14 protein-coding genes are annotated in these 18,853 nt (G+C 69.3%); 11 read left to right on the top strand and 3 right to left on the bottom strand.

What is annotated here, in order from left to right; translation table 11 throughout:
* Positions 1-844: 844 nt before the first annotated feature.
* Positions 845-2,293 carry an amino acid permease gene (locus ABT245_RS00165; RefSeq protein ID WP_351727161.1) on the bottom strand — a complete coding sequence of 483 codons (1,449 nt, stop codon included), beginning with the start codon at positions 2,291-2,293 and terminating at the stop codon, positions 845-847.
* A gap of 420 nt (positions 2,294-2,713) precedes the next feature.
* Between ABT245_RS00165 and ABT245_RS00160 the strand changes: the two genes are divergently transcribed.
* The 4 genes from ABT245_RS00160 (at position 2,714) to ABT245_RS00145 (ending at position 8,693) form a co-directional block, all read left to right on the top strand.
* Complete coding sequence (locus ABT245_RS00160) at positions 2,714-3,448, top strand: FadR/GntR family transcriptional regulator (protein ID WP_502982045.1); 735 nt, start codon at positions 2,714-2,716, stop codon at positions 3,446-3,448.
* Between the two features lie 77 nt (positions 3,449-3,525).
* A complete protein-coding gene (locus ABT245_RS00155) occupies positions 3,526-4,998 on the top strand; it encodes an APC family permease (protein WP_351727159.1) in 1,473 nt (490 codons plus the stop codon).
* Between the two features lie 511 nt (positions 4,999-5,509).
* A complete protein-coding gene (locus ABT245_RS00150) occupies positions 5,510-5,758 on the top strand; it encodes a hypothetical protein (protein ID WP_351727157.1) in 249 nt (82 codons plus the stop codon).
* Between the two features lie 1,036 nt (positions 5,759-6,794).
* Positions 6,795-8,693 carry an amidohydrolase gene (locus ABT245_RS00145; RefSeq protein WP_351727156.1) on the top strand — a complete coding sequence of 633 codons (1,899 nt, stop codon included), beginning with the start codon at positions 6,795-6,797 and terminating at the stop codon, positions 8,691-8,693.
* 560 nt (positions 8,694-9,253) lie between these two features.
* On the opposite strand, the gene ABT245_RS00140 is transcribed toward ABT245_RS00145, so the two are convergent.
* Positions 9,254-9,907: a class I SAM-dependent methyltransferase gene (locus tag ABT245_RS00140; RefSeq protein WP_351727738.1), complete on the bottom strand. Its 654-nt coding sequence runs from the start codon at positions 9,905-9,907 to the stop codon at positions 9,254-9,256.
* Positions 9,908-10,278: 371 nt separating this feature from the next.
* A complete protein-coding gene (locus tag ABT245_RS00135; protein ID WP_351727155.1) occupies positions 10,279-11,328 on the bottom strand; it encodes an N-acetylglucosamine kinase in 1,050 nt (349 codons plus the stop codon).
* A gap of 206 nt (positions 11,329-11,534) precedes the next feature.
* On the opposite strand from ABT245_RS00135, the gene ABT245_RS00130 reads away from it, so the two are divergent.
* The 7 genes from ABT245_RS00130 (at position 11,535) to ABT245_RS00100 (ending at position 18,758) form a co-directional block, all read left to right on the top strand.
* Entirely contained in the window at positions 11,535-12,488 is a 954-nt protein-coding gene (locus ABT245_RS00130; protein ID WP_351727154.1) for a MurR/RpiR family transcriptional regulator, read from the top strand.
* Positions 12,488-13,240, top strand: coding sequence for a sugar isomerase domain-containing protein (locus ABT245_RS00125; RefSeq protein WP_351727152.1), 753 nt, complete (start codon positions 12,488-12,490; stop codon positions 13,238-13,240). The genes ABT245_RS00130 and ABT245_RS00125 overlap by 1 nt, the downstream gene beginning before the upstream one ends.
* Before the next feature lie 112 nt (positions 13,241-13,352).
* Entirely contained in the window at positions 13,353-14,777 is a 1,425-nt protein-coding gene (ngcE, locus tag ABT245_RS00120) for an N-acetylglucosamine/diacetylchitobiose ABC transporter substrate-binding protein (protein ID WP_351727151.1), read from the top strand.
* Between the two features lie 12 nt (positions 14,778-14,789).
* Positions 14,790-15,704, top strand: coding sequence for a carbohydrate ABC transporter permease (locus tag ABT245_RS00115; RefSeq protein ID WP_351727150.1), 915 nt, complete (start codon positions 14,790-14,792; stop codon positions 15,702-15,704).
* Between the two features lie 12 nt (positions 15,705-15,716).
* A complete protein-coding gene (locus tag ABT245_RS00110) occupies positions 15,717-16,631 on the top strand; it encodes a carbohydrate ABC transporter permease (RefSeq protein ID WP_351727148.1) in 915 nt (304 codons plus the stop codon).
* A 13-nt stretch (positions 16,632-16,644) separates the two neighbouring features.
* Positions 16,645-17,649, top strand: a complete 1,005-nt coding sequence (locus tag ABT245_RS00105; protein WP_351727146.1) for an ADP-ribosylglycohydrolase family protein — start codon at positions 16,645-16,647, stop codon at positions 17,647-17,649.
* 5 nt (positions 17,650-17,654) lie between these two features.
* Positions 17,655-18,758: an ADP-ribosylglycohydrolase family protein gene (locus ABT245_RS00100; RefSeq protein WP_351727144.1), complete on the top strand. Its 1,104-nt coding sequence runs from the start codon at positions 17,655-17,657 to the stop codon at positions 18,756-18,758.
* The last annotated feature ends 95 nt before the right edge of the window (positions 18,759-18,853 follow it).

Raw genomic sequence — 18,853 nt, 5'->3', positions numbered from 1 at the left:
TTCTCATCTGAGGAGCAGCGGGCCAGCCCGAGCAAGGGCGCCATTCGAGCTACTGGCACACCACCGCAGCGACGCGACAGACGTTGCCTCCCAGAACCACGGCCACGGCACCGTGGGGTATCCGGGGGCGTCGGGCCGAGGAAGATGCCGACACCGGAATGCCGATCACCTCACCCGTGGCGGCACACTCCCTGGCCTGCTCGGCAGCGATGTTGCGCGGATGGTCTGTCGATATTTGGTCTGCGTCACATGTCGCGAAGTATGGAGTTCGACACGCTCTTCCTCGCGAGCGCCCCAGACTCGCAGGTAGAAACAGGGCCACGCATACGCCGCTGCGCAGCTCGCTGCCGGGCCTGCCCGGCACGGAGCCCACTTTCCAACTCCGGAAGGACGCCGTGCCGTTGATGACCTTCACCAACGAGCCGACAGCGACAGGGCGCGAGAGCGTCATAGTGGCCTGCTCGGCAGCTGGGGCGGCGGTGACACTCGGAGGGAGGCTTGTTGGTGTGCAGTCCTGGCGGGTGGCCCGCCGTCCGGAGGGGCACCGAGTGCGGGGCATTCCCGCTCGGGCCCGGTGCGGCTTCGGGACCTACTTCCCTGGAGAGCTGCGGCGCGTCGAACACTGGATCACCGAGTACCGGAACGCCGACCAGCGGCGCTGGGTGCGCGTCGACACCGAACACCTCGGCAGGACATATGTCGGGCATCCCGAGGATCTCGCTGTGGGCGAGTTCCTGACCGGCGGCGAAGCGTGGGTTCAGTACCGCCAAGGTTTCGTTGATCGGGAAGCTGGAAGAGCAGCCCGCAGTGATGGCCGGTCAAAGGTGCGTCGTGGGCCCTGCCCCTACAACGAGGTGGCCGCGTTGCGCCTGCGGCCCAGCCGCACGCGGACGAGCGCGACAGCCACCACCATTACGGCCACCAGGGTGGACAGGACCACCTGGTCGCGGCCTCCGCCCTCGGACGTGTCGGTCAGCATGTAGCCCAGCACGAAGGTGATCAGGGCGATGGTGACCCAGGTCAGGTAGGGGTAGAGCCACATCTTGACGATCAGATTCTCCGGCGCTTCCCGCTGCACGATCCTGCGCATCCGCAGCTGCGAGAAGCAGATCACCAGCCACACGAACAGGGCGATGGCGCCTGATGAGTTGAGCAGGAACTGGAAGAGCGTGTCGGGCCACAGGTAGTTGAAGGCGACCGCGACGAAGCCGAAGACCACCGAGGCCAGGATGGCCGTCTGCGGCACGCCGCGTGCGGTGGTGAGCCCGAAGCCGGCCGGGGCGTCGCTCCGGCGGCCGAGGGAGAACGCCATGCGGGACGCGGTGTACAGGCCGGAGTTGAGGCAGGACAACACGGAGGTCAGCACGATGGCGTTCATGATCTGGGCCGCGTGGGGGATGCCGATCGAGCTCAGTGCGGCGACATACGAGCCGTCCTTCAGGATCGCCGGATCGTCCCAGCGCAGCAGCGACACCACGATCAGGATCGAGCCCAGGTAGAACACGGCGATCCGCCAGATCACGCTTTTGGTGGCCTTGGTGACTGCGCCCTGCGGGTCCTCAGACTCGCCGGCCGCCAGGGTGACGATCTCGCTGCCCATGAAGGAGAAGACCACCATAAGGACGCCGGTGAGGATCGCCCCCGGACCGTGCGGCAGGAACCCGCCGTGCGCGGTGAGGTTGGAGAAGCCGGTGACCGGGTGGTCCGAGCCGGGCAGCAGGCCGAAGATCGCGAGGGCGCCCAGCGCGATGAACGCGACGATCGCGACGACCTTGATGCCGGCGAACCAGAACTCGAACTCGCCGTAGGAGCTGACGGAGGCCAGGTTGCTGGCGGTCAGGACGATCATGACGATCAGTGCCCAACCCCATTGCGGGACCGCCGGGATCCAGCCGGAAAGGATCGTTGCCCCGGCGGTCGCCTCGACCGCCAGTACCACGACCCAGAAGAACCAGTAGAGCCAACCGATGGTGAAGCCGGCCCAGCGGCCGAGCGCGCGGTCCGCGTAGGCGGAGAACGAGCCGGACGTGGGGTTGGCCGCGGCCATTTCACCCAGCATGCGCATGACTAGGACGACGAGGACCCCAACGAGTCCGTAGGAGATGAGAATGCCAGGGCCCGCCGCGGCGATGCCGGAGCCGGAGCCGACGAACAGGCCGGCGCCGATGACACCGCCGATCGCGATCATCGACAGGTGGCGGTTCTTCAGCCCTGCCTTCAAGCCGGATTCCGCGTCGGTGCTCTGGTCGGTCATCACCGGGTCTGCGGCAGGCCGAGGGAGACGTGTGGTCATCTAGACTCCATGGGGGAGTGCGGACGAGGGCAGTCGAGGACATGTGTCGGAGGGGTCGCGAGTTGCCGTAAGGGCATAGCGAGCCGCGCCTTGCCCGAGGCTGAAACAGCAGGTACAGGGCGGCTGACAGGAAAATAGTTCACCACGATCAGAAAAGACAAGGGTGTCCGTCGGTCGTTTTCTTCGTGGAGCCCAAGTGCCCCGGGCACCCGCCCACACCAGAGGCTTGTTCGAGTGCTCGCCATGCTCTAAGTTTTCGGGCACCTCGGAACCGTGCCGCTTCGCGCGCCGGCCACCGTGCTTCGTCTCCCCTGTCCCGACCTCTGTGGGAGCCGCTGTGCATACCATTACGGCGTGGTCGCGAGGTGCGCAGTCGCCCCGGCCTCCGCGGCCTGCTCAGCAGGCCGTTAATGTGGTGCCGTGGTGAAGGCAGCAGGCAAGTTCGGCCCCTACAACCAGCCGGGTCCGTCGCGGCCGGCTTCGGCTGCCGGGGTGCAAGAAGCTCGTGTCCTGCCCGGCAGGGGCCAGACGGGATCGGAGCTCGTCCGCTCGAGGATCGCCCTGCGGGTGCGCCTGCGGTCCGTGTCACCGGGAGACCGGCTGTCGGACGCCGGCGTCCTCGCCGAGGAGCTGGGGATCAGTGAGATCACCGTACGCCGCGCGCTGGAGGGAATGTGCCAGGACGGCCTGCTCGACCGCCGACGAGGCCGGGCGGGCGGGACCTTCGTCGCGCCGGGCTGGGACACGGTTGTCGCAGTGATGCACGACGCCGCGGAGGCGGACTCACTGGACGCCTTCCACCTGCTGCTCGAATGCGGTCTCGTAGCGCACAGCGCCGGCGAGCTTCCAAGTGGCCAACTGGCGGGACTGCAGGCGCTGGTGGACGAGATGGATCTGGCCGTCGACCCGGCACGACTACTCGAACTGGAGACGCGCTTCCACCTCGACCTCGCGGAGGCGCTCGGCGGTGCGGGAATCCGCGAGGTCGCCGCAGACCTGCTCGGTCGACTGTGCCTGCTGCTGCCCGCTCCGGCACCCGCGGTGCTACGGGCGCAGAACCGCTGCCACATCGAACTGCTCGCCGCGCTCGGCCGCGGCGCGATGGACCCGGCCGTGAGGGCGGTGAAGAAACACAGGCATGCCCGCCCTGACTGACGCCTCTTTGCCGCCGACCGAGTGCCGATACCCCTGCGCCGCCCTTACGCCGCCACACCACAGAAGGAGCTGCCGCCATGCCTGATCCTGGAGCCTCCGGCCCGTCGTCGAGGCCGGGACCCGTCGGCGGCACCCCCCAGCGCCTGCATGCCGGCGTTCTCGGAATGGCCGACATCGCCGCCGCCACGATGGCCAACGTCGGCCCGGCCATGAGCTTCTTCTTCGGCTTCGCCTTCCTTGCCGCCACCGCGGGCATCGCGTCCCCGCTGACGATCGTCGCCGCAGGCATCGCGGTTGCGCTGCTGGGCAACACGCTCGCCGAGTTCTCCAGGGCGCACCCCTCGGCGGGCAGCTTCATCACCTTCGTCGGCAAGTCGTTCGGACCGGTCAGCGCGGTGACCACGGCGCTGCTGGCCGGGCTCGGCTACATCATCGCGATGGCCTCCGTCATCGCGATCTCGGGCGGTTTCGTGCAGATCAGCCTGCACCACTACACCGGCGTCGACATTCCGTGGATCATCTGGACGCTGCTGCTGACCGGGCTGTCGGTGGTGCTGATGGTGCGCGGGGTGGTGGTCTCAACCAAGTGGGCCGGTTACTTCTTCGGCGTAGAGATGCTGGTGCTGGTCTTGGTCTCGATCGCGGCGATCGTCGAACACCGGGGCCACCTTTCCGCCGACCCGTTCCTGCCCGGGCACGTCAGCCACGGCCTCAAGGGCCTGGCAGCGGGCTTCCCGGTGGCGGTGTTCCTGTTCATCGGATGGGAGAACTCGGCGGCGCTGGCAGAGGAGACGGAGAACCCGCGGCGCAACGTCGGCCGCGCCGTGTTCTTCTCCGTCGCGATCATGACCGTTAGCTACGTTCTCTTCTCCTACGCGACGGTAACCGGCTTCGACTACGACATGGACAGGCTCGGCGACGCCCGCATCCCCTTCATCGACGTCGCCCACGACACACTCGGCGCGCTGGCGTTCCTCGCCTACGTCGGAGGTCTGACCTCCACCCTCGGCGTGCTGATCGCGGGCATCAACTCCCAGGCTCGCCTGGTGTTCAACGCCGGGCGCGAGGGGCTGCTCCCGTCCTTCTTCGGCTATCTGCACCCCACCCGTCGCACGCCGACCAACGCGATTGTCACGTTCACCGCCACCTCACTGCTGATCATCGGCGGGTGGGGCCTGAGCCATCTGCTCGGGGCCGACGGCGGCTCGATGAACCCCGTGGTCTTCTTCACCGAGTGCTCGAGCCTGGGGGCCATTCTGATCCTGCTGGTCTACCTCGCGTCCAACATCGCCCTGCCGTTCTACTACCGCAGGTACCGACCGCAGGAGTTCCGCGTCGTACGGCACCTGGTGCTGCCCGCGATCGGCGCCCTGGTCATTCTGGTTCCGCTCTACTACCTCGCCAAGCCCGGACAGCCCGCGCCGTACAGCTGGTTCCCTGTCGCGGCGCTGGCCGCCATGCTCGCCGCCATCGGCTACGCGACGCGCCTGGTACGGCGCGACCCGAGCCTGGCCGAACGTGTCGGTTCCATCGTCGCCGACGAGGAGTGACGGCTCCCGCCGGGCGACTGACTCCCGGCGTGTGAGGCAGGAGAGTGCCCGCGAGGTGTCGGGAGGCTGGTGGTGTTGTTTCTGCTGCCCTCGTTGCAGTGTCCCGGTCCTTGGCTGCCAAGGCGGTCAGGAAGGTGTGGGCGAGCATGGCCAGGGTGCTGTGGCGATAGCAGCCCACAGGCCGGTTCAAGACGGTACGGCACCACCGGGGCCAAGGGCGACAAGGGCGACCGGCACGCACTGGCGGACATGGTCCGACGCGCACGCACTGGCGGACATGGTCCGCATCGACTGCGCCCAGCCGCGGCCGGCCGCCGGGGACAGCGACCAAGCGCAGGCGCTTCGCGTGTCGCCCGGGCACGCCAGAGCCCGATCTGGGAGCGTACCCACACCTTCCAGCGGCTGCGGAACACGCTGCGCGAGTACTTCCCGGCGCGCTGACCGCCTACGCCACCTGCAACTGACCAGCACCAACGCGCTGGAACCACTGATCAAGGCCCCCACGCCCGAGGTGCCGGCGAAGCAGACCAAGCAGCAGATCACCGCAGTCCTGACCCGGCACCGCCGCCGCAACCGAGACCAGAAGGCCGCCGCGCTCCAGGCCGCGCTGCGCGAGCCCCGTCTCAGCACCGCAGCCCCGGTAGCCGCCTACGGCCCCGCGGCCGTCGCACACGCGAGGCTTCTGCTCGCTCTGAACGAGCAGACAGACGTACGGGGAAGAGCAGGTAAGGGCGCATCTTCTCGCGCACCCGGACGCTGAGATCCACCTTGTCGATGCCCGGCATCGGCACGCTCACCCGGCGCCCGGGTGCTTGTCAGTTCGGGGACGACCCCACCCGCTAGGCCTCCGCAAAGGCCGCAAGAACTACGCCGGCACCAGCCCGATCACCCGTGCCTTGGGCAGGACACGCACTGTCCAGGCGCACTACGCACGCAACGACCGCCCGGCGGACGCCCTCCACAAGCCGGTGTCCACGGCCCGCACCCTCAATGACGAGACCACCGCCTGGTCACACCCACGCAACCCTCACCACCGCCGCTTGACATCCCAACGCCATGGGATCGTGCGACGCGGGTCGCGATCACGGCTGCCGTGGGGGCGTAGTGGCCGCAGCCTTCCGACCGGACTGCGGGAGCATACGCGGGTGGGCGGGATCGCGGACTGCCTCGGCCAGGTCGAGGCCGCACAGATCGGCCGCGACCTGAAGATCGCGGCCACGCCGCTGGGCATCGGCGTCGTGGGGCCGTCCGGGACCGATGGCAGAGAGGAAAATAGTTCACCGGGATCTAAAAAACAAGGGGGTCCGGGGGGTGCATATCTCGTAGTGCCCGATGCCGCCGAACGCGCAGTGGCAGCGCCGTGACGTGGGGGCTTGTCTAAGTGTTCATCATGCTCTAATTTTTCGGGCATCGCGGAACCGCCTCACCCCTCGCGGCCACCGCGTCCTCCCCCGTGTTCCGGCCCTCGTGGGCGCAACACCGCCGCATGGCGGCGAGAAGGCGGCCTCTGCGCCGGCGCGGAGGCTGTTTTCCTGCTCTGGCACGGGATGCCAGACGTGTTCGGGAAGCGCGCGGACCGCGTGGCGGACCGGCTCGGTGACCGGATACCCGACCGAGAAGGTGTGGACGACACGCTCGGGAAGGCCAGGTGCGGGACAGGCATGTCTGGGCTCCTACGGCGCTGTCGGTGCGGATGAGGATGTCGGTGCCGTGGCGGTGGGCGTCGGGGGAGTCAGGGCCATGTCTGTCTTCCGGTACGAGGAGCAATGACCATGAGTGCTAACAAGGAGGCCGGAATGGAAAGCGGGATCTCCCGAAGGAATGCGTTGCGCCTGGGTGCCGCGGTGGCTGCGGGCACCACGGCTGTGTCCTCCGCGGGGGTGGCTGCTGCCGACAGCGCGGCTGTGTCCTCCGGGCGGGTGGTTGATGCCGACTCCGCTACCCCTGTCGCGCCGGGCGGTGGTCCCGGTGCGAGCGAGCGCGAGTGGGACACCCCTGCATCATGGCAAAAGCCGGAGCCGGTCGACCTGTTGGTGTACAACGGGCGGTTGGTCACGGTGGACCACCGTTTCTCCATCGAGCAGGCGATGGCCGTCCGAGACGGGTTGATCGTCGCCGTAGGCCCTGATGCGGACCTGCGGAAGCGCTTCACGGGCAGCCAGGAGATAGACCTGCGCGGACAGACCGTACTGCCCGGGTTCAACGACGCCCACTCGCACGCCAGAACGTTCAGTCACCGGTCGATCGGTGACCTCCAAAGTGCCACCTCGATCAAGGCGATGCGCGACCTGCTCGCCGCGAAAACGGGCGAGCTGGGCAAGGGCAAGTGGATCACCGGGTCCGGTTACGACGAGACGATCTTTGCCGAGGGACGCAAGCCCACCAGGCAGGACCTGGACGAGGGCGCGCCGGACAACCCGGTGCACCTGTACCGCCAGGGCGGCCACAGCTCGGTCGCCAACAGCCTTGCCCTCAAGATCGCCGGCATCGACAAGAACACCCCCGACCCCAAGGGGGGCAGAATCGAGCGCGACGAGAACGGCGAGGCGACCGGTGTCCTCGTTGAGACCGCAGGTGACCTGGTCCATCAGCATGTACCGAGCCTCGGGCCGGAGGAGGAACGAGAAGGCACAGTCGCCGGACTGAAGTCCTACCTGCGCCTAGGCATCACCAGCTTCACGGACGCAATGGGCAGCGTCGACACCTTCAAAAAGTGGCGTGCGATCTACGACGAGCTCGGCGCCGACCTCCCTCGCGCCTCCTACTACGTCACCTGCACCACGGACATCCCCGCCGGCATCAAGCCATTTGAAGGTGACGACCGACTGCGCGCCGTCGCACTCAAGGTGTTCGCCGACGGCGGCTTCACCGGTCCCGACGCGCGCCTGACCCTGCCCTACAAGGGGATGGGCGACGGCGCGTTCCACGGACATCTCAACCTCACCCCTGACGAGTTCCTCCAGATATTCAGTCGCGCAACGGACACGGGCTGGCCCGTTGGTGTGCATACCGCCGGTGACGGCGCCGAGGGGATCGTCATCGATGCGTTCGCCAAGGTCCTCTCCGAGAGGCCCCATCTCGACATTCGCCATCACCTCATGCACTTGGAAGTGCCGCTGCCGGACGAGTACTACGACCGCATGGCGCAGTACGGTATCGGTGTGGTGCAGCAGACCAACTTCCTCTGGAGCCTGGAAGGTTTGTACGACGACTACCTGTGGCCCGTCGTCCGGAGGAACGTGGCACCGGCCGGGAGACTGATCGAGCATGGCGTCACCCTCGCCAACTCCTCCGACGTCATCCCGAGCGGTCCGATGACCGGGCTCTACACGTCCGTTACGCGGCGCGGTCGCAGCGGCAAGCGCTACGCCTACGAGGAGGAGCGCCTCGACCTCAAAGACGCGATCCGCGCCTACACGATCGCCGGTGCCTACCAAACACACCAGGAGGACGTGAAGGGTTCGCTCGAGGCGGGCAAGTACGCCGACTTCATCGTGCTGTCTCACGACATCTTCCGCGTGCACCCCGACCATCTGCAGGGGGTGCGGGTCAACGAGACGTATGTGGGCGGCAAGCACGTCTATAGCCGTCCGGAGAAGGAACGTCCATCGACCAAGGGACGCGAGGCGACCATGCCGTCCGGTGGGCGAGAGGGCGGCCCGGAAGAGTTTGTCCTTACCGGTGAGACGTTCTGACCCGAGCCGTCGTGATCGCAGGGGAACTGCCGGCCCAGGGACACCTGGACACACAGCGGTGACCCTGGACCGAAGGCTTCCGGCCGAAGCCAGTGGGGGATCCGTGGCCGGTGGATCAGCCTGCTGTGCCGGCCGGGCACGCCTCGCCACGGCGGCCTGAGCACAGGACTGCTGCCGAGAGGACCTGCCACGGACCCGCACCATGGGACTGCGTACTCAGGTGGGGCCTGACCTGCAGGTCAGGCCCCACTCGTCGGCTCTGAGGGCTTGGTGGGGAGGACACCGAGGGGCCCGGCCCGAGCCACCACCCGCCCGCGGCCGCCGAGGCGGACGAACACGGCCAACGGCGGGTTCGCCAGCCGGTGCCCTGGTAACTCTCCGCGACCGCTCCCCAGGATCTGTGCCAGAGCCCAAAGCTCGTGAACATCCACCCGACCAAGGATCTGGGGGCCTCCCAAACCCGTTGTCCCGTCTCTGTCGATCTGGCCTCTGCCTCAGATGATCTGGTCCGATTCGCCCGCGGTCTCAGGTGACCTGGTTCGCCTGTGTGTCGCGGCTTCTCAGCCAGGGCTGGTCGGCGGTTCGGCAATGCCGATGAAGTTGCCGGCCATGGTCCGGAGGTGGACCGACCACCCCAGCGTTGTGAGGTCGTCGGTGAGGGTCTGGGCATCGTGGAATACCTTCACGATGCGGTACTGGCTGCCGTCATCGAGTCGGCGCAGTGCCGCCGGGGCCGGCTGGTTCGCGAGGACTTCCTCGCATGCCGCTGCGGCAGGGCCGTCGTCGATGAAGATCGCTTTGCCGCCCGGTGCGAGCGCGGCGGCGACGGTGTTCCAGAAGTCGGGCAGCCGTGTCGGCGGGACATGGGAGAGCCAGAAGGCGAAGAACACGGTGTCGTAGCGTCGTGGCGGCTGCCACTCGAACAGGTCGGCCTCGACGAACCGGACGGTGGGGGATGCGGTGCGCGCACGGGCGAGGGCCAGCACTTCGGCTGCCGCGTCGACAGCCGTCACTGACCGCGCCCGCGCGGCGAGCCTCGGGGTCCACTGGCCCGTTCCGCAGGCCAACTCCAGTACATCCCCGGCAATCGGGAGGTCATCGACGGCAGCCAGTAAGTCCTGCAGGGCTTCGTACTCTGCGTAGGGACGGTCGTATTCGGCCGCGCCGGCCCGGTAGTAGGCCAGCTGCTCTGCCAGGAGAGCGTCGTCATCCATGAAGGTTCCTCTCGTCCGGGTTCGGTCGAGGCCGATCACGCTCAGCGCGCCGACTTGGTTGCCGCAGACACTGTCGTCCTTCACCCTCGGGCAAGGTCAAGAGCCAAGAGGGCCTGACCAGATCAGCTGAGACATATCGCGCGATCCCGGCGCCGCTGCGTGCTGCTGCCGACAAAGTGAGCGAGAACGCGGAGCAGACGCGGGCTTGCCGAGGGCGGCACATACACAGGTGAAGAGAGCGACCACAGCTTCGGCTCGGGGGAGCAACGACGCTGGTCACCGACTGACACCACGTCACCGCGACCATCTTCGGGAGAGACCATGGACGCCACTGAACTCGACGCGGCCTCCCGTGATCTGCTCGACGAACGTCAGGCCGGTCTCCTCGTCCCTGCCGCCGGCACGGTGGAGAGCCGCCGGTGGAGCGCCACAGCCCTCTGCTCGCCGAATTTGCCGGCCGACCGCGCCGCGAGCCACGCGGCACCCGCGGCTCCCGGCGCCGAGAACAGCACCGGCCCCGGCCAGCGCTCGGCCAGCGCCTCCTGAACGGCGGTCCTGACCGGCCCGGGAGAGGTGAGTACGCTCCCCGCCAGGACGATCGGCGTACGGTCGGCGGGTGTTCGGATCTCGCCGACGGTGGCGACCAGCCGGAGCGCGGCCGTCCGTGCGATGTCACGGGCCAGCGGATCCCCCGCTTCGGCGGCCTGGCTGACCAGCGGGGCCAGACGGGCCAGTTCGGGGGCCGAGCGGTCGTATGCCGAGAGCACGAGTCTGCGAGCGGTCTCCTCAGGGTCCGTCACATCGTAGGAGTACGGCGGATCCGTCGCAGGCGCGGCAGGACCGGTGGCCAGCACCGCTGCCGCCACCAGCCGGCTCAGCGGTCCCGGAGGACGTGCGGCGCACAGTTCCCGGACGGCGGCGCGCATGGCCTGTCTGCCGAGCCAGAAGCCCGATCCCTCGTCACCGAGGAGCCAGCCGAGTCCGTCGGCGCTGCGCACCGGCTTCCGGTCCTCGATCCGGGCGGCGATCGCTCCCGTGCCGGCGATGAGTACCGCCCCGTCAGGTTCCGGGGTACCCGCGGCGAACGCCACGACGACATCGCCGGTGACCTGTACCGGGCAGGTGAGTCCCGCCTCGCGCCAGGCCTGCCGGAACGACTTTGCGACGTGGGGGTCGGTCAGCCGGCCCGCACCGGCGATGCCCATGACCGCTGCCCGGACCGACGCAGCGTCGACGCCGGACAGCGCCGCGCGGACCGTCGACCCGACCGAATGGGCCGCCACCGGCGGCATCTGCGTGTTGGGGTTCGCACCGGGTCCTTCGGCGTAGCCGGCACGTTCGCCGGCGAGGGTGGCGACCAGGGCGCGGGAGGCGGTACCCCCGACATCGATGCCGAGTACGAGTGCGTCCGAAGCGGCCACGGCCGACCTCCAGGGTCTAGCTAGGGGAGCGCGGCTCATCGTCGAGCCGGGTGGCACGTGATGGCAAGAGGCGGGGTGAAAAATGTTCTCCTCGTTGACGCTTGACCATCACTCATAATAATTTTTACCGCACCGCGCAGACTGTGAAAGGAATGTTCGTTGTGACCGCAGCCTCAACTTCCTCGTCGCCCCTACCCTCGGGCGGCGTGCTGGGCCGCATACGGGCGGAGCGATCCTCCCTGCCCGAGGCTCTGCAGCGGGTGGCAGAGCAGATCCTTGCCGACCCCGCCGGAGCGGCACTGGCCACGATCGTGGATCTCGCCGAGCGCAGCAGTACCTCGACCGCCACGGTGACCCGCTTCTGCCGAGCGTTCGACTTCGGCGGGTACGCCGGGCTGCGAGTGGCGCTGGCAACCGAGACCGGACGGGCCGACCAGGCCCGCTGGGACCTGGACATCGGCCGGGAGATCCTCCCGGCCGACCCTCTCGACCGGGTACTGGGGATCGTCGCCTCGGCCGCCGGCCGGGCGGTCCAGGAGACCGCCGCACAGCTCGATCTGGACGCGCTGGACCGGCTCACCGGGGCCCTCGCCCAAGCGCGGCGTGTCGAGGTGCTGGGGATAGGAAGCAGCGCGACCGCCGCGTCGGAGCTGGTCTTCCGGCTTCAGCGCATCGGCGTTGTCTGCTGGGCCCGTTGCGACGTCCACAGCGCGCTGACCAACGCCTCGCTGCTCGCGCCGGGCGACGTGGCCATCGGGCTGTCGCACAGCGGGCGTACCCACGAGGTCGTCGAGGTGATCACCGAAGCGGCGAGCCACGGCGCGACGACCGCCGCGGTGACCAGCTTCAGCCAGTCGCCGCTCGCCGAGGCCGCGGACATCGTCCTCACCTCGGCCCCGCACGAGACCACTTTCCGGCCGGAGGCGCTGGCCGCGCTGCACTCCCAACTCCTTGTCCTCGACCTGCTCTATGTGGCACTGGCGCAGCGGACCTACGAACAGAGCTCCGAACGGTTCGCGGTGACCGCACGAGCCGTCAGCGGGCACCGGCTGCCGACGACACCCCCGGCCGGTGGCAGGCGGCAGGGCGGCCGGCGCGGCACCGGTCCCGGCCTGCGTGATGAGGCGCCACCGACCACCGACACCACCACGGAGGATTGATGAGCATCAACCAGCATGCCTACGTCGCGGAACTCATGAAGACCCTCGCGCAGGTGACCAGCTGCCAGTCGGCGGCCGTGGAGAAGGCCGCCGATCTCATCGCCGAGTCGATCACCGCCGGTGGCGTGCTCCAGGCGTTCGGGTCCGGGCACTCCGAAGCGCTCGCCATGGAGGTCAGCGGCCGCGCCGGCGGCCTGGTGCCGACCAACCGGCTCGCACTGCGCGACATCGTCCTCTACGGCGGCGAGCCGGCCGACGCGCTGCACGCCACGAACCTCGAACGCACCCCGGAAGTGGCGCACCGCATCTACGCGCTGGCTCCGGTACAGCCCGGCGACGTGTTCGTCATCGCGTCGAACTCCGGAGTCAACGGCGTGGTCGTGGAACTCGCCCGGCTGGTGAAGGAGCGCGGCCACGGCCTGATCGCGATCACCTCCATGGAACACACCCGGCGGATGAACTCGCGTCATCCCTCCGGGCAGCGCCTGTACGAGATCGCGGACGTCGCACTGGACAACGGTGCGCCCTACGGTGACGCCGTCCTTGCGCTGCCCGGCGGCGGCGCGGTCTGCGCCGCCTCCTCGGTCACGGCGGCCGCCCTCGCCCAGATGGTCGTCGCCGAGGTGGTCGACCGGCTGATCAGGGCAGGGCAGACCCCGCCCGTCTACCTCTCCTCCAACATCCCCGACGGCGACGAGCACAACGACCGGCTCGAAGCGCTCTACGCGGGCCGGATCCGCCGCGGCGCCTGACCGGAAGCGACATCGCACGACCGCAACCGCGCGAGGCACCGACCGAACAGAACACGAGGCACCGACCGCAACAGCACGAGGCACCGACCGAACAGAAGGCGAGAACACCACCATGAGAAACCGACCCGCCTCGCCCACCCGCCGCGCGGTACTCCAGCGCGCGGCAACGGCCACCATCCTGGCAGGATCTGCGGGCGGCCTGCTGTCCGCCTGTGCGACCGGCTCCGGTTCCGGCACTGCCTCCCCGGCCCCGAAGGGGACCGTGAGCAAGGACAACCCGCTCGGCGTGCCGGCCGGGAAGCCGCTGGAGGTCGTCGTCTTCAAGGGCGGATACAGCGACGAGTACGCCAAGTTCGACGAGGGGCTGTACACGCAGCGGTACCCCGGGGCGAAGATAACCCACCGCGGCATACAAACGGTCGGGCAGACCATGCAGCCGAGGCTGGTCGCCGGAGACCCGCCGGACGTCATCGACAACACCGGCGCGGGCCGGCTGGACCTCGTCTCACTGGTCAACGACAAGCAGCTCATGAATCTCGCCCCGCTGCTCGACGCACCCTCGCTCGACGACCCGTCGAAGACAATCAGGGACATCCTGCTCCCCGGAGTGGTGGACACCGGCACCTTCGACGGCACCTGTTACACCCTCAACTACGTCTACACCGTCTACGGGATCTGGTACTCCAAGCCGCTGTTCGCCCGGCACGGCTGGCAGTACCCGCAGACTTGGGACGAGATGATGGCGCTCTGCGCCGAGATCCAGAAGACCGGCCTGGCCCCCTGGACCTACCAGGGCAAGTACCCCGAGTACATGAACGACCCGCTGCTCAGCATGGCCGCCAAGGCAGGCGGCATGGAACTGATCACCGCGATCGACAACCTGGAGCCCAACGCCTGGCATCAGGAGGGGATGACGGCCGCGGTGGAGGCGATCCACGAGATCGCCGCCCGCGGCTACATCATGCGCGGATCGGACGGACTGACGCACACCGAGGCCCAGACCGCCTGGGGACAGGGCAAGGCGGCGTTCATCCCGTGCGGCTCATGGCTGGAGAGCGAGCAGAAGGGGGTGACCCCGGCCGGATTCGACATGGTCGTCTCACCCACGCCCCGGCTCTCCGCCGCCGACAAGATGCCGATGACCGGTATCGAGGGTGGTGCGACGGAGACCTTCTTCGTCCCGGCGAAGGCCAAGAACCCTTATGGCGCCATGGAGTTCCTGCGCATCATGCTCTCCCGGACGGCGACCAGGAAGTTCGCCCAGCTCGCCAGCGCCCTGCCCAGCGCGGTCGGCGCGGCCGACGGCGTCGCCCTGTCCAGCGGTCTGTCCTCGGTACGCGACATGGTCAACGCGGCCGGCAAGGATGTCTTCATCTTCAACTTCGGCGGCTGGTACGCCCCGATGGCAACAGAGGCGGCCGGCGCCACCGGTGACCTCCTGACCAGACGGATCAAGCCCGCCGAGTGGATCAAACGCATGCAGAAGGCCGCCGACAAGGTCGCCAGGGACTCTTCCGTCAAGAAGTACAAGCGCTGATCGGAGGCGATCATGCGCTACGGCAAGTACCGCTTTCTCGCAGGCTTCCTGCTCCTGCCGCTGGCTCTCTACTCGGTGCTGGTCCTCTCCCCGTACGGCCAGGCGTTCTACCTGGCCATGACCGACTGGCGGGGTGTCTCCGCCCAGCGGAAGTTCATCGGAGCGGACAACTTCGTGCGTCTGGCCCACGACCCGATGTTCTGGGCGGCACTGCGCAACAACGGCCTGATGCTGCTCGTCGTGCCGCTCACCACCGTCACCCTCGCCCTGGTCCTCGCCTCGCTGCTCAATCTCGGCGGGCGCGGACGGCGGGCAGCCGTCGAAGGTGTGCGCGGAGCGGCGGTCTACAAGATCGTCTACTTCTTCCCACAGGTCCTGTCGGTGACGGTCGTCGCCGTACTCTGGAATTTCATCTACACCCCGAACTCCGGTCTGCTGAACGGGTTTCTGAACGCCATCGGGCTCGGCGGGCTCACCGATTCCTGGCTCGCCGACCCCGGCGTCGCCCTGTGGGCGGTGATGGCCGTCATGGTGTGGAGCGCGGTGGGCTTCTACGTGGTCCTCTTCTCCGCGGCCATGCAGTCCATCCCGCGCGAGGTCCTGGAGGCGGCGCTGCTGGACGGAGCCGGCCCCCTGGCGACCTTCCGGCACATCACGCTGCCGCTGGTGTGGGAGAACGTCCAGGTCGCTCTGGTCTACCTGGGCATCCTCGCGATGGACGGCTTCGCGCTCGTGCAGATCATGACGGTCGGGCCGGGTGGCCCCGACAACTCCACCGAGGTCCTCGGCCTCGGACTGTGGCGCAACGCCTTCACCTACGGCCGGTTCGGTTACGCCTCCGCCCTCGGCGTCTCCATCTTCTTCTTCACCCTCACATTGGCAGCGCTCACGCTCCGGTTGTCCCGGCGCGAGCGGATCGAGTACTGAGAGGGCCACCCCATGGCGACCGTCACCAAGCGGCCGTGGCCGCCGCACACCGAGGCCGGCCCGGCACGCCCGGGCCGCCCCGTCCGGACCCAAGCCCCGGCCAGAACCGGCCTGTTCCGGCCGTTCTCCCACGCCTTCCTTGCGATCTGGGCGATCCTCGTCACCTTCCCGCTGCTGTGGGCTCTGCTCAGCTCGTTCAAGACCGACCGGGAGATAATCACCAGCCCGTGGGGCCTGCCGGGCCGGCTGCACCTGGACAACTGGGTGCGGGCCTGGACCCACGCGTCCATCGGCCGGTACTTCCTCAACAGCCTGATCGTGGTGGGCGGCGCGCTGGTGCTCACCATGCTGCTCGGCGCGATGACCGCCTACTGCCTGGCACGCTACGAGTTCCCCGGCAACCGGCTGATCTACTACCTGTTCGTCGGCGGGATGACCTTCCCGGTCTTTCTCGCGCTGGTCCCGCTGTTCTTCATCGTCAGACAGTTGGGCATGCTCGGCACCTTCCAGGGGCTGATCCTGGTCTACACCGCCTACGCCCTGCCGTTCACCGTGTTCTTCCTGACGGGGTTCTTCCGCACCCTGCCGAAAGAGGTCGCCGAGGCGGCGTTCGTGGACGGGTGCTCGCACACCGCCGTGTTCTTCCGGGTGATGCTGCCGATGGCCAGGCCCGGACTGATCAGCGTGGGCATCTTCAACTTCCTCGGCCTGTGGAACCAGTACCTGCTGCCCGTGGTGCTCAATCCCGACGAACACCACTACGTACTCGCCCAGGGCCTGGCCGCGCTCGCCGTCAGCCAGGGGTACCGCAGCGACTGGAGCGGGCTGTTCGCCGGCCTGGTCATCTCGATGCTGCCGGTGCTCATCGTGTACGTGCTGTTCCAGCGTCACATCCAGGCCGGAGTGACCGGCGGGGCACTGCGATGAAGAGAGGAACCAGATGAAAGCGAGTGACCTGCGCGACCGCGCCCGGGGCTGCATGCTCGGGCTCTCGGTCGGCGACGCGCTGGGCCGGCCCGTGGAGACCCTGGAGCCGGCGCAGATACGCCGGCAGTACGGCCGGCTGACCGAGCTGCTGCCCGACGCCGACGGTCGCTACGGCGGCACCGACGACACCGAGTACGCCGTGTTCGTCGTGATGCTGCTCTCCGAGCACGGCCAGGCACTGACCTCCGACGCGGTGGCCGACGCCTGGAGGGCCGCACTGTGCGGGCGGGAGACCCTCGGTGTGGCCGGATTCAGCGAGCTGGGCGCCGTCCTGGCGCTGCGGCGCGGACTGGATCCGCCCCACACGGGCCGGCACCGGCACGCCTGGAGCGACGGACTGGCCATGCGCGCCGCACCGTACGGGATCTACGCCGCGGGCCGGCCGCTGGAGGCCGCCCGGCTCGCCGAGGTCGACGGCACGGTGACCCACGACGGGGAGGGCATCCTCGGCGGCCGCGTGGTGGCCGCCGCCGTGGCCGCCGCCATGACCGTCACCTCGCCCGGCGAGGTCGTCGAGGCCGCGCTGGCCACGATACCGGCGGACAGCTGGACGGCCCGCGCCACCGGCAGGGCCCGCGCCGCGGTGGCGAGCGGGGCCCGGGGCGACGACCTCACCGACGCCCTGCACGAGGCGGCCGTACCGCGCCACTACGACTTCAGCGACCTGGCACCCGAAGCCGTGGCGCTGGCGCTCGGCGCGTACCTCGCCGCCGACGGCGATGTCGAGGAGTCGGTGGTGACCGCGGCCAACCTCGGCCGGGACGCCGACACGATCGCGGCGATCGCCGGCGCGATCGCCGGCGCCGGCCAGGGCCTGGCCACGATCCCCGCACGGTGGGCGGACCGGATCGGGCCGCTGAGCGGTCTGTGCATCGACGCGGTGGCCGGTGTGCACCCCGCCGAGGCCGCGGACCTGCTGTGCGAGGCCGCACTACAAGACGGGATGTGGACACGATGACCACGATGACGGAGCATCAGACGACCGACCGGGTCCGCGGCGCCCTGGTCGGCCTGGCCATCGGCGACGCGGCCGGCTGGCCGGCCGGGTGGCATCGCTCGCACCGGCTGGTCGAATGGACCCGGCGGGCGCGGAACAACCTCGACCGGTTCGCCGAGGACCACCGGCTGACGACGCTGCCGGTGCCGTTCGCCCTCAACCAGCCCGTCGTGCCGCTGCGGCTGGGCCCCGGGGACGACGCGGAGTGGGCGGCGTTCACCGCGCTGGCCCTGCTCGTCCACGGGCGCCGCGATCCCGACGCCGACCGGGCCGCGATCACGTCGGCGTGGCTCGACCTCGCCGCCCGCACCGGTGAGGAGAGCATCTGGGCGCGGATCTCGGTGCGGACGGCGCTGGACAACCTCAACCGCGGACTGCGCCCGCCGGCCAGCGGACACGACAACCCGCACCACTTCGACGACGCCGCCGCCGTACGCGCGGTCGCGATCGGCGCCCGATACGCCGGCGATCCGGCCGCCGCCACGGCGGTCGCCGCCACGGACGCAGCGGTGACCCAGTCCGGTGACGGCGTCCACGCCGCCCGGGCGGTCGCGGCCGCGATCGCTGTGGCCTGCGATCCGGCGGGCGACCTGCCGGCGGTGACGGCTGCCGCGCTCGCCGAACTGCCCGCGGTGAGCGCCGTGGGCCGCGAGGTCCGCGCGGCCCTGGCCCTGGCCGCCGAAGCGCGGGGAGCGTTCGCTCTGGCCCCCGCGCTCAGCGACGAGGTGACCGATCCGGTCTACAGCTACGGCGTGGCCGCCTCGGACACCCTCGCGGTCGCGTTCGCGATGGCCGTGGCCGCCGACGGCCGGCTGACCGAGGCCGTCCCCGCAGCCGCCTGCCTCGCCCGGACCGCGGACTCCGCCCCGGCACTGGCCGGGGCCTTGTGCGGGGCGCTGAACGGTTTCACCGCGCTGCCCGCGGCCTGGACCGCCGTCGGCCGCCGGCTCGAAGGCTGCTGCCTGCCGGACACCGCGGGGGTCGATCTGGTCGATCTCGCCGACCGGCTGAGCGCTGCACCGTCCGCCACCGCATCGCCGGTCGTCGCGTCGGCCGCACAAAGGGGCTGAACGGTGCTGCGGCCTCCGGCCGCGCTCGGTCGCGGCCCGCCCGATGCACGACCCGCAGCACGACCCCTCCCCACCCGGCACACGCGTGCCCCCGT

The sequence above is a fragment of the Streptomyces sp. NPDC001508 genome (genome assembly GCF_040298665.1).
In the GTDB taxonomy this organism is placed as follows: domain Bacteria; phylum Actinomycetota; class Actinomycetes; order Streptomycetales; family Streptomycetaceae; genus Streptomyces.
Note: the sequence above shows the minus strand (reverse complement) of the source record. Positions and strands in the feature narration are given on the sequence as shown.